Source organism: Acidobacteriota bacterium (genome assembly GCA_029861955.1).
Classification (GTDB): domain Bacteria; phylum Acidobacteriota; class Polarisedimenticolia; order Polarisedimenticolales; family Polarisedimenticolaceae; genus JAOTYK01.
In genome coordinates this window covers 97,153-113,028 of record JAOTYK010000003.1, presented here as the reverse complement: position 1 = coordinate 113,028, position 15,876 = coordinate 97,153, and the positions used below count along the sequence as shown (strand labels likewise).

The 15,876-nt window shown below is 63.8% G+C and carries 7 protein-coding genes; 1 reads left to right on the top strand and 6 read right to left on the bottom strand.

Translation table 11 applies throughout. The features are described from left to right. Positions 1 to 78: 78 nt before the first annotated feature. From OES25_02465 to OES25_02450, 4 genes are all read right to left on the bottom strand, one after another. Positions 79 to 1,605, bottom strand: a complete 1,527-nt coding sequence (locus OES25_02465; GenBank protein ID MDH3626506.1) for a hypothetical protein — start codon at positions 1,603 to 1,605, stop codon at positions 79 to 81. Between the two features lie 210 nt (positions 1,606 to 1,815). Further along, a complete protein-coding gene (locus tag OES25_02460; GenBank protein MDH3626505.1) occupies positions 1,816 to 2,262 on the bottom strand; it encodes a response regulator transcription factor in 447 nt (148 codons plus the stop codon). Between the two features lie 157 nt (positions 2,263 to 2,419). Beyond that, positions 2,420 to 3,064, bottom strand: a complete 645-nt coding sequence (locus OES25_02455) for a response regulator transcription factor (GenBank protein MDH3626504.1) — start codon at positions 3,062 to 3,064, stop codon at positions 2,420 to 2,422. Next, complete coding sequence (locus OES25_02450) at positions 3,061 to 6,252, bottom strand: histidine kinase (protein MDH3626503.1); 3,192 nt, start codon at positions 6,250 to 6,252, stop codon at positions 3,061 to 3,063. The genes OES25_02455 and OES25_02450 overlap by 4 nt, the downstream gene beginning before the upstream one ends. On the opposite strand from OES25_02450, the gene OES25_02445 reads away from it, so the two are divergent. Next, complete coding sequence (locus OES25_02445) at positions 6,172 to 7,695, top strand: hypothetical protein (GenBank protein ID MDH3626502.1); 1,524 nt, start codon at positions 6,172 to 6,174, stop codon at positions 7,693 to 7,695. The two genes, OES25_02450 and OES25_02445, sit on opposite strands and share 81 nt — an antisense overlap. A 4-nt stretch (positions 7,696 to 7,699) precedes the next feature. Here the strand turns inward: OES25_02445 and OES25_02440 are convergent, their stop codons facing one another. Further along, positions 7,700 to 11,029, bottom strand: a complete 3,330-nt coding sequence (locus OES25_02440) for a proprotein convertase P-domain-containing protein (protein MDH3626501.1) — start codon at positions 11,027 to 11,029, stop codon at positions 7,700 to 7,702. Continuing rightward, the gene (locus OES25_02435; GenBank protein ID MDH3626500.1) at positions 11,029 to 15,561 is read right to left on the bottom strand and encodes a hypothetical protein; all 4,533 of its coding nucleotides are present in this window, start codon (positions 15,559 to 15,561) and stop codon (positions 11,029 to 11,031) included. The genes OES25_02440 and OES25_02435 overlap by 1 nt, the downstream gene beginning before the upstream one ends. Positions 15,562 to 15,876 lie beyond the last annotated feature (315 nt).

Genomic DNA, 15,876 nt, shown 5'->3' with positions numbered 1-15,876 from the left:
AATAAACGCGGCGGACCATCTCGGGCCCGCCGCGTCATCATCCGTCGTGATCGACGATGTTGATCGTCGAGCTACAGACTACCGACCGTTACGCACACGCTCGGCGAGCTGTCGGACCCGCTCCATGCGCTCCTCGACCGACAGTCGAGGAACCTCGGAGGTCGCCGGAGTGGCTTTCCACTGCTGAGTCGCGCCGTCATAGCTGTTACCGCCGACGGCCAGGTTGTTCAGCGCCGTCGCGCGGGGATTCGTAAGAGCGTTCTCATCCGAACCGATGGCGGTCATCGCACCACGCAGAAGCCGATCGGCGGCACGGGAGCGACCGTCGCCCTGTGAGAACTCGCAGGTCGAGAGATCGTCGCCGTGGGCCAGGTGGTCCGGCAGCGAGTCCCAGTCGATGTTGACCGTGCGTGCATTGCCGTCGGGCTTGTGGCAGACGCTGACCTTACCAAGGTCGACCTTCCAGGCTTCGACCCAACCGTCAGGGTTGGTGCCGTGACCGACGATGACGGTGCCATCGTCGCTGATGTCGTTGGCGCTGGTGAGGAACCAGAAGAACAGGTCGTCGAGACCCTGGCCCAGCAGCATGACCTGCAGGTCGAGCGTGCCGAGCTCCGGCGTCCACAACGTCGGGTACGGAGGCGAGCCGAAGAAGCCGCTACCGCCGTAGGAACCGACGACGCGCTGGCCGTCACCGCTCAGGCCGCGGGGGTTCCAGGCGTCGAAGAACGGGTCGCCCGGGAACGGCGGGGGGTCCATCTTGGTCACGCTGCCGCCGGGGCCGATGATCGCCGCGGTCGCGGTGAATTCGCCAGGGCCTGCGTAGGAGGTCAAGATGCTCATGCCGTCGTCCGACACGTCCCAACCTTCGGGGCAGAACTCGTCGCCGCCCGCTCCGAGCGGGTTGGGGCAGATGAACGACTGCACGCCGTCGACCCACTTCATCGCTTCGCGTTGGTTGGTCTGACCCCAACCGACGACGACGCTGCCATCAGCGTTGAGGCCGTTGCCACGGGTCGAGTCGTCGTTGACCGAGTTGTCCAGCGCGTACGCCGTACCGCCGGCACGATCCCACAGGAACGCGGTCGCGCCGTCGCAACCGTTGCCGTTACCGTTGCGATCGATCCAGCTGAGGCCGGTGGCCCACTGGCCGTCGTCGCTCATGGCGTAGACGCTCTGGCCGGAATTTCCGCAGAGGGAGAAGCCGTCGATCAGCGGAACGATCGGGTCGTAGCCCGCGTTGGGGAACGGGACGTTGTCCCAGATCCCGGCGGAGCCACCGAGCGAGCCCGGGGTCATGAGGATCTCGTAGCTGTCGGAGATCGCCGGCGAACCGCCGGAGATGCTTTCGGCAATGATGTACTCACTGCCGAACTGGCCGACCTGGCCCTCGCTCCATTTGGCAACACCACAGCCGAGAAAGCCGAGGCAGACCAACGCGACCTCGCCGTCGCTGGAGACGCCGAGCGCCTGGCTCAACGGGAAAGTCGCTCCGGGCTCAGGGCCCATCGGCGTAAATGTGACCTGCCGCGGATCGGCGAAGGCCGGACTGACGACGGCGGCGGCAAGCAACAGCACCGCTGCCGTAAACAAGACTTTTCTCATGGATCCCTCCTTGTGGATCTTGGGTTCTAACGGTCCGCCGTTTTCCGGCTACTGCCGCAGTCCCCCCCCTGAATTTCAGAAAACCTCAACAATCAAAACGCTGATCTGTACTCTCCTCCCAATTAAGGAGGCCTAGAGTGTTCCGTGAAGCGGGTTCAGCAGCAATCAGGATGTTCCTTACATCCGGATTAAGATTCCCCCACACCCAACTCATGGTTGCGGCTTTTGTGGTTTTTCTGGTTTTTCCTGTTTGTTGGACCGCGTCCCGTCGCTCCGGCTCTCGGCGGCCCAGCCAGCCAGCTCCCGAACCAGCGGCAGCAGCGTCGTGGCGATATGACCCTTGCCGATGACCGCGTCGGCTCCGGCCGCGGCCGATTCGTGACGGACCGTATCGGACTCGTGGAACGTCATCAGGACGATCACAGGCGCCCCGTTGTCGGCTCGTATTCGGCGACACGCCTCGAAGCCGCTCATGCCAGCCATCGTGACGTCCATCAGAACGATCTGTGGACGTAGAGCCGCGACCTGTTCGATCGCCGCGCCTCCGGAATGCTCGATCCCGACGATCTGGATATCGCTCTCGCGAACCAGCCAGGCCTGGAGACCCTCGACAAAATCGACGTTGTCCCCGACGACGAGCATGCGGATCGCCTGCACGAAACTCTCCTGTCCGGGCGAGTGGCTCTCACCCTGGGAGACAGAAGTATCCGCAAAGAACAGACTTTTTACAGTCGGGGCTTTCCTTACTACGGCAAGAAGAATCCCCTAGCGCGCCGATTCGGTGTGGAAAACCCGGACAGCCCTGATCGTCCGGTCACCCCTCGGGGGTGACGAGGCCGGCGCGGATCGCGAAACGGACGAGGCCGGCGACGTCATGGATGTCGAGCCGGTCCATCAAACGTGAACGATGTGTCTCGACCGTCTTGACGCCGAGGTCGAGCATGCCGGCGATCTCCTTGGTCGAATTTCCCTCCGCGATCAGCTGAAGGATCTCGCATTGCCGTCGGGTGAGGCCCTCGAGTGGACCGGCTTCCTCGCCGCTGAGAAAACCGTCGACGACGAAGCGCGACACCTTCGGCGTGAGGTAGGTCTCCCCACGCGTCACCGCGCTGAGGGCCAGCGGCAATTCCGAGACCGCCGCGCCCTTGAGCAGATAGCCGTGAACGCCGGCCCGCAAGGCCTGATTGACGTAGTTCGCGTCGGCGTGCATCGAGAGGATGATGATCTTCGTCTTGGGCGATTCGTGGGGAACACGCTTGGCCAGCTCCAACCCGTTCAGTCCGGGCATGCCGATGTCGAGCAGTGCCACGTCCGGTCGTCGCTTGGCGATCAACTCGAGCGCCTCCCGACCGTCGTCGGCCTCGGCGACGACTTCGACGCCCGGGATCGACTCCAGCAACGAGCGGATCCCCGCGCGCACCAATGTGTGGTCGTCCGCCAGTAATACGCGAAGGCTCATGAGTTGCCTCTCATCGACATGCGACCTCGAATTACGGTGCCACTACCAGGACTGGACTCGATGTTCAATTCCCCACCGAGATTCTGTACGCGCTCGTGCATGCCGAATAAACCGAGAGCGTCTCCGGCGGGGCCTGCGAGCGTACGGTCAACATCGAATCCCTTGCCGTCGTCGGCGACGCTGAGAACAAGTTGGCCGTTGTCGCCGCGGACACGCACGCTCACCTTGTTGGCCTCCGCGTGACGGATCACGTTGGTCACGGCTTCCTGGACGAGCCGGAAGGCCGTGATCTCGACCTCGGCCGGGAGCGGTTTGACCGGACCGTCCTCGACGACGTCGATCGAAATCCCGGCGCGCTTGGCCTCGGTCTCGATATACGCGCGCAGCGCGGGGACGAGGCCCAGCTCGTCGAGAAGCGGTGGGCGCAGATCGAGCGAGAGATCCCGGACCTGGTCGACGAGTCGGTCGGCGAGCGCGATCGTGTCGGTAACGCGCTCATCGGCTTCTGCCGGGTTCTTACGAACGAGGTGCAAATTGATGATCACCGCAGTCAACGCCGGACCGAGCTCGTCGTGCAACTCCCGCGCGATGTGTCGTCGTTCCTCTTCCTTGGCGGCCTCCACCCGGCGAGTCAGGTGACGTAGGCGGTCGTAGGTGCGGGCCAGCTCGTCACGGGCCTTCTCGCGTTGGTCGTGAAGACGGATCAACTCGAGGTTCCTGCGCTTGACGGCGTTGACGCGGACTCGATGCGCAGTCACGACGACACCGACAACGACGAGCAACATCAATGAACGGAACCACCACGTCATCCAGAACGGCGGGATGACCTCGATGTGCAGTGTCGGGTTCGCCATACTCCACACTCCGAGATGGTTCCGTCCTCGGATTGCGAGTTCGTGGATCCCGGGGTCGAGGTCGGTGAACGTAATCTCCCGTCGCGACTCGAGTTCGACCCACTCCGCGTCCGAATCGCCGAGGCGATATGCAAACCCGTGACGATGCTCGGTGCTGAAGTCGAGTACCGCGAACTCCATCGACAACCACTTGCCCCAGGGAATCTCGAGTCGGTCGAGTTCCCAGACCGGGCGATCGATGGGCAGTTTTCCCTGCGCAGTTCGGATACCGGTGATCACGGTGGGAGACGGCGTGGGTTCGGGGAATGGGATGCTGGACGGCACGGCGACCAGTCCCTTGACGCTGCCGAAGTAAAGCGTGTTGCGATCGCGGGTGACGGCACCGGGCTCGAATTCCCCGGAGGGCAGTCCGTCGGCGACGACGAGGTTCGAGAACGCACGCACGTGCGGGTCCAGGCGGGCCAGGCCGCGCTTGGTGCTGACCCACAAACTACCGCGTGCGTCCTCGACGATGCCCATCACATCGTCGTCGAGCAATCCGTCGGCCTCGGTGAAACGCTCGAAGCTTACGCGGTCGTCGCGCAAACGGTTGAGCCCGCCGCCACCCGTGCCGACCCACAGATTGCCTGTCGAATCCTCGTAGATTGAGCTGACGGAGTGGTGGCTCAACGAGTCCTCGTCGTCGCGATCCGGCACGTAGCGCGTCACGGTCCTGGTTTCCGTGTCAATGCGGTTCAATCCCGCCGAGCGCGTTCCGACCCACAACGCGCCATCGCGGTCCTGGAGTATCGAGGTGACGTAGTCGTCGCTGAGACTCGCGGGATCGGCGGGATCGTGTAGATAGCGCTCGACAACGCGGCCCGACTCGTCGAGACACTGAAGGCCGCCCTCTCCGGTACCCGCCCAGACCTTGCCGTCGGCATCGAGCAGTAGTGCCTTCACATAACCCGGACCGAGACTGCCCGAGTCCTGTGGGTCGTGCCTGAAATCGGTCGTGAGTCCGGACGACAAATCGAGTCGCACGAGGCCGGCGTTGGTGGCGACCCAGACCTGTCCGCGAACATCGCGAACGACCTGATAGATGATTCGGCCGGTGCCGTCGTCGCCACCGCTCAGGAACTTTCGGTCCGTCCCGCTGTCGGGATCGCGTCGCACCAGATCGCCGCTGCTCGTGCCGATCCACAGGCCACCGTCGTCGTCATGCGTCAACGCGGTGACGTCTCGCGACGCCAGAGCTGGGGGCATTCGCGCCTTGTCCGCGGTGCCGGAAACCAGCAGTGACGCCGGCGTCAGGCGACTGAGCCCGCCGCCCCACGTACCGATCCACAACGCGTCGGACGAATCACGCAGCAGCGCCGAGACGATGTCGTTGCCGAGTCCCTGCGCCGTGGACGGATCGTGACGATAGGCTCGAACCTCGCCGCTCGATGCGTCGATGCGGTTGAGCCCTCCACCCTGGGTTCCGACCCAGAGCGTCCCCGGGTTACCGATTGCCAGCGACGTGGACAGCGTGTCGCTGAGTCGCGTCCGCTGAGACGGACCCACACCGAAACGACGGAAGGTGCCGGTCTCGCGTTCGAAGAGGTTGACGCCGTCCATCGAGGCGACCCACAGGGCTCCGGACGGATCTTCCTCGACGACCAGCGGGCTGTCGGAGCTGATGCTGTAGGGATCGTCGGGGTCATGCCGATAGACCGAGAACAGCCCGGTCTCGGGATCGCGGACGTTAAGGCCGCCGCCAATCGTGCTGACCCACAAACGGCCATCGGTGTCGGGGTACAGCCAGAAGACGTAGTCGTGGCTCAACCCACCAGGAACACCGGGCACATGGCGGATCCGTTCGAACGTCCGGGACGTTTGGTCGAAGCGGTTAAGGCCGACCTGCGTGCCGACCCACAACTCGCCGGCGACGTCTTCGACGACGGCGTAAACGCTGTCGTGACTGAGCGATCCCGAATCGGCGGAGTCGTGGCGGAAGTGCTCGAACTCCCAGCTCACGCGGTCGAGACGGTTCAACCCACCGGTGTTGGTCCCGACCCACAGATTATTCCGACTGTCTTCGTATATGATCCGAATGCTGTTGTCCGAGATCGATGTTGGATCGGAGGTGTCGTGCTCGAAGACCTCGAAGGTGTATCCGTCGTAACGGATCAGACCGTCTCGCGACCCGATCCAGATGAACCCGGCGCGGTCCTCGTAGATCGTCGTGATCACCTCGGGGGGCGGCCCGCTGACAGTGCCCACGCGTTCGAAATGAAGTCCCTCGGCGGTGACGAGCCCGACCCCCAGCAGGATCGACAGCAGCAAGATGGCGTGTCGCACGGGTCTCTTCATCACCTTAATATACTGCGCAGTCTGGCCCTGCTCGGGTTGACCGTGGTTTTGGCCTGCTCGGGCCCGTCTCCCACCGAGGAAACCAGGCCGGAATCCTGGATTCTCCTGGCCGAACCGTTCGATGTCCGCGGGCAGAGTGAAGGTGCCGACATCGTCGGTGCCGCCCTGTCCAGGTCGATCGCCAGTGGTCTTGAGGGGGTACGCAACTTCGACGCGACCGTAAGCAACGGTGACGCCGCCAGGGCAACCCACCGGCTGTCAGGGACGCTGGAACGCGAATCCGACGCCGGGCGTCTGCAAGTCGAGCTGCGTGATTCCTCGGGCGCAGTGATCTGGGAGTCCGGACCGCGTGAAGTCGGGACCGATTTTTCCGGAATGGCATCGGCGTTGGCGCAGGAGATCGCCGAGGGGATCGGTCTCGTCTACCCCAGCCGCTACCCCTACATCGACGACTTCGCCCCGGGCGAACGGATGGCCGCGTCACCCCTGTTTGTCGGGCTTGTCGAAGCCGGAAGTGTTGGCCGCACAGTCGAGGAGAACGCCGAGCTCGTCGGGACATTCAGCGACGACCCGGCCGCGCACGTCTTCCACGCCTGGGCCTTGATGCTGGCGTGGGACTCTGCACCCAACGAGAACACATTGGCTCAACTGCGCGAACGGCTGATTGAACTCGACCACGTCGACCCCGCAAGCCCTTACGATGACATGATCCGAGCCTACATCTATCGCTCGTCGGGCGAGCCGGGTCAGGCGCGGGTTGTCTACTCATGGGTGCTGGACGGAACCGAGCTTACGCCCGCCGCGCGAGCGTGGGCCTTGCGACAACGCGCGCTGGCAAGTCTTCAGGTGGGCGACGCCGAGTCTGCCCGGCGCGACGCGCAGAACGCTGTTGACCTGGATCCGTCGGGAGCGGGGAACCACATCGCACTCAGCAAGGCGCATGAGGCGGCAGGGACGCTCGATGAAGCCGCCGGCGCCGCTCGTCATGCGTTGGCACTGGCGAGCCACTGGAGACATCACCAACGACTTGGACTGGCCTACTTGCGTGCGGGCCGTTTTGCGCCGGCGATCGATGCGATGCGGGCGGCGTGCGACCTCGGCCAGAGTCAGGAGGCCTGTGCCAACCTCTCCGTCACCCTGGGTCTGGCCGGAAACAGTACCGACGCTCGCGTCGCGGCGGAGTACGCGGAGTCGCTCTCCGGGACGGCCTGGGGAGCGTACAACCTGGCGTGCTACCACGCGCGCGCCGGCGAGGCGGCGGCAGCCCTGAGCAAGCTACGCCGCGCAGTCGAGTTGGGCTATGCGGACGCGCTCGTCACCACCGACCCGGACCTCGACTCGCTTCGGAGCCTTCAGGAGTTTCAGGACGTCGCGATGGCGATCGAAGAGCGGATCACCAGCCGTCGGCGTCAGTCCAGTTCGATCTTCCCCTGGCAGTCGTAACTCCCTAGGGTCCCTCGACCCCGCACGAGTTGGTCGCCCGCACCTGGAAGAACGTCAGCGCAGGCGTCGAGCTGACACCGTCGGTGAAAGTCCACGTCGTCGCTCCTGCCGTCGACCCGGCAACGGAGATGCCCGCGCCAAACGTGCGATCCGCGGTTTGCTGCAGGTTGTAGCCCGCCGCCATCGCCACACCGTTCCAGGAAAAGTCCAGGTCGTTGCCCATGCGACCGACGGTCAAGCCAGTGGGTGCCTCGGTCAGCGGCGGCGCCGCACAGGTCGCCTCTTCGCAGTCGAACGCACCGGCCGAGGTGACGTACAGAGTCCAGTTCTGAAGCTGTCCCCCGGTCGAAACGGCGCCGAGATCCTCGATCGACAGTTCCCATGTTCCTGCCGACGACTCGCCCACGAAGTCGGCCATCGTGCCCGGCCCGTCCGGGGAACGATCCTGGTCGTATCGGGTGAACAGTCCGAAGTCCGATGTGCCCGCCGTCTGATCGTGGAGACGCACCGTCGTGCCCTCGGGCGAGGTCAATTCCACGACAACTTCCTCGGCTTCATCGTGAGTGATCCCGAGACGCACGTCGAGTTCATCGATGACCTCGTCGTCCGCGACGACGAGCTGTGAAACCACCGGCATCGCCGTCTGATCCGGGATGGGCTGAGACACGTCTTGCAGGTACTCGCGGTCCTTCACACCGAGTGTGACGCCGAATCGTTTACGGGCCGCGACGGAATTCGCGGCCGATACCTCGACGAACCAATTCACCGTGTCGCCGCAATTCACGGTGTCTGCAACCTCGACCTCGAAATGAGGCGCGTCGGACTCGACCACACCGGACGGTCCGATGTCGGACCAGGTCGCGCTGCCGTCGAGCACCGTCCCCTGCGCCGGGTCTGCGAAGGTCAGCGTGCCGACCGTTCCCGTGGAACTGTCGAGCCCGGAGTTGAACGCGGTCACCGGAAGCGTGACCGTCTCTCCGGGATCCGGAATGCCGTTGATCGTGCCGGTCTCGACGATCTGAAAGTCCAGCGGTTGGGTCCGGGCACTCAGGGGCGTCGATTCGCAGTTGGACACCGGACTGTGGCACGCAGGTGAACTACCGAGGGCCTCGATGCGGTAGTGGCGAGGCAGGCTGGGGTCCGCCTCGGTATCGACAAACATCGTCGCCGTGCCGGCCAGCGACGCGATCGGCACCTGTGATAGGTCGCAGCCCCGCTCGTTGCGATAGACCCGAATCTCACCGGCGTTGGCCACACCAGGCCAACTCAACTCCGTACCCGGACCGGTTTCGACCAGCGATAACACCGGAGTTGCCAACGACGGGCATCCCGACGTGCTCTGGTTGTCGGCATCGTCCACGTTGCCACAAGAGAGATTGTGGCGATCGAATGCGGCCCAGATCGCGGCCGCGTGGGGCGTGCCGTTGGCCAGGTCGCCATCGTCGTCGTCCGCGACCATCATCCTCTGCATCCAGCTATACGCGAAACAGGAATGGGACAGCCAGTGGCGGAAGCAGTCGTAGATGTTGCCGCCAGCGCCGAGCCGCGTCGAGTACCAGAGCCGTTCGGCGAGCTGCCATGCGGTGGCCTGATCCATCCCGGTGGCGGGAAGATCACGTGTCGCAAGATCGAAGATCGACTCACCGATGGGATAGGCCTCGCAATGTGCCTCGCGTCCGCACGGCCCGCCGGGTCCGCTGGGGCAGGAGGTCACCGTGAAGTTCGTCGGTGTCGTTGGGGTGTTGTTGAGGCGTGCGGCCCAATCGTGATCACGGACACCGGTGCAGGTGAGACAGGTATCGCCATAGCCGGTACAGGTCCTTCCGTCGTTGTACCAACCACGACTCATGCACGACGCGCGATTGTAGAAAATCGCCACCACATCCGAATACGCCTCAGACGGGACATCCTCGCCGCCTCCGTCATTGTGATCGTAGCCGTGGCCCCACTCGTGGACCAGTACGCCGGACAACTCGCCGGTATTGGCGCAGCCGTTGCCTTCGCCGAGCATGCGTATCTCGGGGTCGGTCCAGAACGCATTGCAGGATCCGGGCTGGTTGACCTCGACCGGGAGCGGGGCGGAGAGCCACGGACTGGTCGCGTCGTAGAAACGCGCGGTCTCGAAGATCCGGTTCATGTGGAAGTACGAGGTGCGAGCCGCAGCGTTGTTGCCCGGTGAAGCGCCCGGGTCTGTGTCGCAGTTGGTGCCGTACTTGAGCCCCAGATCGACGCCATCCGAGCAGACGGCGGTTTCGCTCATCGCCCCGCACTCGTCCACGATAGTGACCTGGGGGCCGGAGAGATTGGTCTCGAAGTTCTGCATCCCATCGATGCAGACCAAGTTGCCGAACGCGTCGGCGAACTGCTCGGTCTGCCCGGTCTCGGTGAAGCCGGCGAGCGGCATCGGAAAACCTCCGACCTCGCATCCGCCCGTAGCACAATCCTGGTCGGCGGAAACCGGAAACACGCCGCCCTTGATCTGGGCGCTGTGGGAGCCGTCGTAGAACGTGCGGACGACACCGTCGTGGGCATCGACCTCGCCGACCCACAACGCCGCCTCGTCGGCCTCGCGAAACTGGAAACGCCAGACAAGCGAATGATCGAGACCGTCGCCACGCTTACCGGTCCAGGCCGTCGATTCGAGACCCGACGCTCCGGCTTCGATCGCCAACAGGACCAGCTCCGGCTTGCCGACCTGCTCGAACGTTGTTGTCTGTGCGTGAACATGAGTGTCGAGGATCGTACGCGCCGCGTCGACAGGGATCGTCGGTGTCGCGGATATCTTGACGTTGCCCCAGTGGGCGGCGCCGAACAGCACCAACCGACCACGCTTGACGTGCATGTCGAAGCGCGCGTTCTCGACGCGGATCCCGTCGATCCGCTGGCGAAAGATCAGCTGCCAATGATCGGCGGAGATGCGGCCACTGGCCTCGGGGTCGAGTTCCAGGATCGACGACCAGTCACCGAGGGTCGCTCGGTTCTGACTCAGAAACGCTCGGACACCCGTCTCGACCGTGGCCAGATCATCGGGTGTGTGACCGTCCGGGAACAAAGGTAAGCCGGCCCCCTTGACCAGCGTCGGCATACCGGTACGTTCGTCGACCAGGATCTTCCATGCGCCGCCGTGGTTGCTACGGAACGACTGCCACGCGAGTCGCAATGGATCATCGGCACGCAGCTGTTCGACGGACTTGAGTTCGACTCCGATCGAACCGCCGATGCGTTGACGCACGCGATCGTCGAAACGGCCTGTCGCCGCGGGCGATTGCTGACCGGCGGCGACCGGATCGATCAGCAGCAGGCTGAATAGAACGGCGGCGAGTAGGCGTCTCATCACGGTCCCTCGTTCCCACAGGTGTCAATCGCGTTGACCAGGTAGTACCAGGTCTGTCCATCGGCCATCACGTCGATGTCATCGAATAGCGTCGGGGCGATCTCTGCGTGCAATTGGAAGTTCGCATCGGGTTGGTTCGAGCGGTAGACGCGGTAGGCCGACCCGCCGGCAGTCGGGGACCAATCGAGCCGCGCATGGGTGCCGCCAATCGTGTCCACGAACAACGTGTCCCCCACATCGGTAGGCGCCACCTGGGAGGTGTCGTTGCGTACAGCGGCATACACGGTGTTGGCATCGACGACACCGGTGTTTGCCGGCCCGGTCGAGCAGGTCTCGTCGTTCTCGGCGAGGACGAGATAGAACAGGTCGGTGTCGCTGGGCGCCGTGGAATCGGTCCACGGACTTCCGCTGATTCCGGATGCGATCAGGTTGCCCGGACCCGGCGTGAAACCGGGGCCGGTATCGCGATAGATCGCGTAGGTCCCGTCGGACCCGGTGCCCCAACCGTGGGCCGAGGACCAGGTCAGCGTTACACCGGAGTCGGCACAGGGATCGTCGTCCGTTGCGGCGATTAACCCGGAGAAACTGGGACTACCGGCACAACCGCCACATGCCCCGATCGACGGCTGCGCACTGTCGCGGAACGTCAGATCATCGATGTTCCAACCCGACGCGAACGATCCCGCAAGATGAGAGCGCTCTCGGAAACGGACCTGCAGGTTGGCGTTGCCGTCGGCCACGGATGAAATGTTGAAGTTCATGTCGACCCAATCGGAGTCCTGAACACCAGAGACCGGCGTCCCGTAGACCTGGACCCAACTACCGCTCGAATTCCTGATATCGATGTAGGCGAAGCTGCCCTGGACAACGTTAAGACGACGGCGGAACTTGATCTCCGTATCGGTGAACAACGTCCCGTCGATCGAAGGGCTTGCCGCCGACTCGTTCGACTCCGGTTCGTAGTCGCCGGGCTCGGTCCCCAGACCGCTCAGGTCGTGGCCCAGCACCTGCGATCCCGAAAACGCCGCGCCCGGATCGCCCGGGGCTGTTCCGAGACCCTGCGGAACGTCGATCTCCCACTCACCGTTAAGGGTCCAGCCCAGATCGGTCTCGAAGTCGTCGATGTGATAGACCCCCGGCACGCCCTGGATATTGAACTCGTGGATCGGGCTGACGGTTGTGTTCCCGTAGACATCGGTCGCCGAGACGCGGAAGAAGACACGCTCGCATTCCGCGAACGTGCCCACACTCACGTTGTGATTGGTCCCGGAACCACCGCTGGCGGTCATCGAACCGAGCGCCGCCGTCGTGCCCCATTCGACAATCCCGGTGGCGTTCTCGGACACGGTGTAGGTCACGCTCGCGCCCGAATCCGTCACGTTCGAAACGGTGATCGGCGCAATGATCGGCCCCGCACAGTCGGCTACGGTGGTGTAAACACTGAGGCGAGGTGATCCCATGCCGTCGTCGGGGTCGACGTACTTCCCGGTAATCCAGTCCCCGTGCGCCAGTTGCAGGATGCCGTCAGCGACGGGCGCTCCCGTTCCGGTCGGGATAAAGCCGGTGAACACGCCGGTCGCCGTGCCGTCCTCGGTCAGGATCACCGGCTCGGCCACCAGTTCCGTCGTCGAACCGACGTAGACCTCGACCATCTCGGCCATTCCGGGATCGAGGTCAAGATCGGAATCGGTGAGGCGGATCGGCACCGAGCCATTGCAACTCACGAAGTCCGCCTCAAGCACGATCGTCCCCTCACGGCACGAGTGCAGTTGTCCTTCCGTTCGCGTCATTGTCGTAAACAGGAAGTAATTCCCACCGTTGTCGTTCGAAGCTGTATTGCCGACCGGATCCTCGCTGCCCACCAAGTAGAAATAGGACGTGCACTCGGCCAGTCCGGTGAGACGGAGGTTGTGGACGGTGACGTGCCCGGCGCGCGTCTCCGTCTGGGTCGGTGGCACGGAGTTGCCCCAGGTCACCGAACTGTTGGACGCCTCGTCTGTCGTCCACGAGATCGTCGCCTCGGTGTCCGTCAGGTCGGAGACCCAGACACTCGAGATCTGCGGGGCTGCGCAATCCACGATCACGCTGCTCTGGACCACGACGTTCGTCCCGCCGGCGCCATCGTCGGCGTCGATGTATTCCAGGATCACGGTATCCCCATCGACGACGGAGATATCCCCGTCCACAACGGCTGCCGTCGCGACGACGTCGACCTGACCGGTGTAGATTCCGGATCCGGAATCGGTCTCCGCCAACGTCACGGTCTCGGGAGTCGTTTCCGTGCTCGACGACACGGCGACGTCGACCGACGCGCCGATATTGCCGTCGCGCACCGTCAGTTCGATCATGTCTGTACAGGCCACATCGCTCGGTCGGTTGTCGAGGAGCCCCTGCCCGGAGGTGTAGATCGCACGTCCGCCGGTCACAACGAGAGCAAACGCGACGTCGTCCTCGGCGGTGTCTAGATGCGCGTCCTGATTGACCTCGACGGCCTCGATCTCGATCATCCAGGTGCCGGAGGTCGGGTTGGCGACAAAGACGTTCTCCACGGTGTTGAGCGTGTCCGGCGATCCACCGGAGGTCGAGACGACCCCGTCCGCAAGCCCGGCGTTGCCGTGGTACAGCGTCGCCGACGGCGAGGTCACACGTAGATCGACGTCGTTGATCCTGTGCATCGCGGCCGAGGTCGTTCCCGGAGGGTCGGGATAGATCATCGTAATCTTGAGGTCGGTCTCACCGGGTTCGACATCGATGAAGTAGGTCATCGTGTCGTTCAATTCGAGCAGGTCGGTCTCGTCCACGATGAAACTGTTCGCGGCCCGTTCGTAGGCTACCCGAGCGCTGGGTCTGCCCCAACCCTGCTTGAAGCGTCCGAGATCGGATCCAGCCCCGGCAAAGGTGTACTGCTGGGCGTTGTTGATCAACAGCGCTTTCAATGTGGACGCATGCGGTTGCTTGTCGAAGGCGGAGACTCCTGCTGGATTCGTGCCCCAGACGTTATCGGCCCACATCTCGACGATCAGACCCAGCACCCCTGCAGACTCCGGCGTCGCCCCGGACGTTCCACCGAAACTGGGCGTGTATCCGCTACCGGTGGTGGTCGTGTAGATGAAGTCGTACCAGTAGCTGACGTCCGGTTTGATTCGTCCATCTGCCGCCGGACCGATCGAGGCACCGAAGCCCCAGCTATCGTCCGCGGTGCTCAGGGTGTCGAAGTGCTTGATTCCGCCAACGCTGATCACGTTCTTGGCCCAGGCCTCCGGACGGCTGCTCTGGTTCCCGTTGTTCGACTGCGAGTTGAGGATCGCGAAATCCAATCGCCAGATGATGTCGTCCATCTCTTGCGAGACGCTTGTGTAAGCCTGCGTCAACCCACCCCCCCAGGAGTTGGTCTGAAAGGACGCGAAGTACGGCGCCTGTGTGAGTTCCTGGGTGTGCAGGAAGCGGTCGGCGAACTCGCCCTGGTCGGCAAAGATCCCCTGCCCGCAGGGCATGTGACCCAGTGCCTTGCCATCGCCGTCGCCGTCGGTGTCCCCGTTGCCGAAGACGATCCCGTAGGTCGAGGTCCCATGACTGTCGACGCTGCTGATCCCGTGCAACAGGACACCATCGAAATCGGGGTGATCGGCCTGGATGCCTAGATCCATGACCTCGCCGGCGACTCCCGTGCCGCAATACCCGAAGTTGTCGTGGATCCAGTCGGTACCGGCGTCCTCTCGCACCAGGTCCATATCGACACCGGGCGGCGTCCAGCGATCGATCCACATCACATCGTCGTGAGCGGCCAAGGCGAATGTGGCGGCGCTATCGGCCCATAACTCGACGACGTGACCGCTTGACCAGTAATCCGCGACGCGCGCACCCATTCCGGCTGCCGCTGCGAGAACCCGTTGCTTCGCGGCGGGCCCCCACTCGAAGACGAGCACGCGAATGCGCGTCTCGCCGAACCCGGCACTCTCCGTCAAATCGTGACGCAATTCTGGATCGATGCGGTAGGAGGGATGGTACGGCTGAACGCTCTCGACAAACTCCAGCTCTCGAATCCGTTCCAGGCGCGAAGGGTCGGCCCGGACGATGTGCGCGTTGTGCGGGAAGTAGTTTAGAACCTCGACGCCGGACGCTTCGAGAGCAGCGCGCCACTCGGGCAGACTGACGGTGCGGAACTGGACGAGGTGAAGCAGCTCCGTCGGGGCCGATGTCAGGCCCGGGGCAACGGTCGCGTCGCGGAGTTGCAGGCCGACCTGGATCGGGCGGGCGCGGGACCAGGTGACACCGCCGTCCCGGCTGTACGTCCCCCATCGTTGAGCGTGCTCCACCCAGATCACGAAGCGACCCGTCCTGGAGGGATCTCCGCCGGACGAAAGCGACACGACGGGTTCTCCCGTTCGATGCAGCTCCTTCCCATCGAAGAGGACGACGTGGTCGGACCCTTGCTGAGAGATCTTCGCCGGCTGGGCCGAGGCCGTGCCGACCACGAGGAGCGTCACGATAGCCTGGATGGTTCGCGTTAATAATGATGGTCGACGTTTCATCGGTTAGCGCACCTCTGACGAGGAACCGGGACGGTCCTGTCGCGATAACCCTTGTTGTACGTGAAAACGTCGATCGGCCGTGTCGGGGAATTCCCTAGTATTCGGACAAAGCCGCCCTACCCACGGGTCTTGTGACGGCCGCGACTTCGGTGTCGCGGTTGTCGCCATCAAAGACGCCGGACAAAACCCCGGACCGAAGCGTGGCTTCGGCCCAGGGCCGCCAGATCCCGGTAGGCCAGAATCCAGCGTCCAGCACCGAGAATGATCCAAGAAAACGCGCCGAGTCTCAACCTATTTTGTCCTCTAATTCCGTCT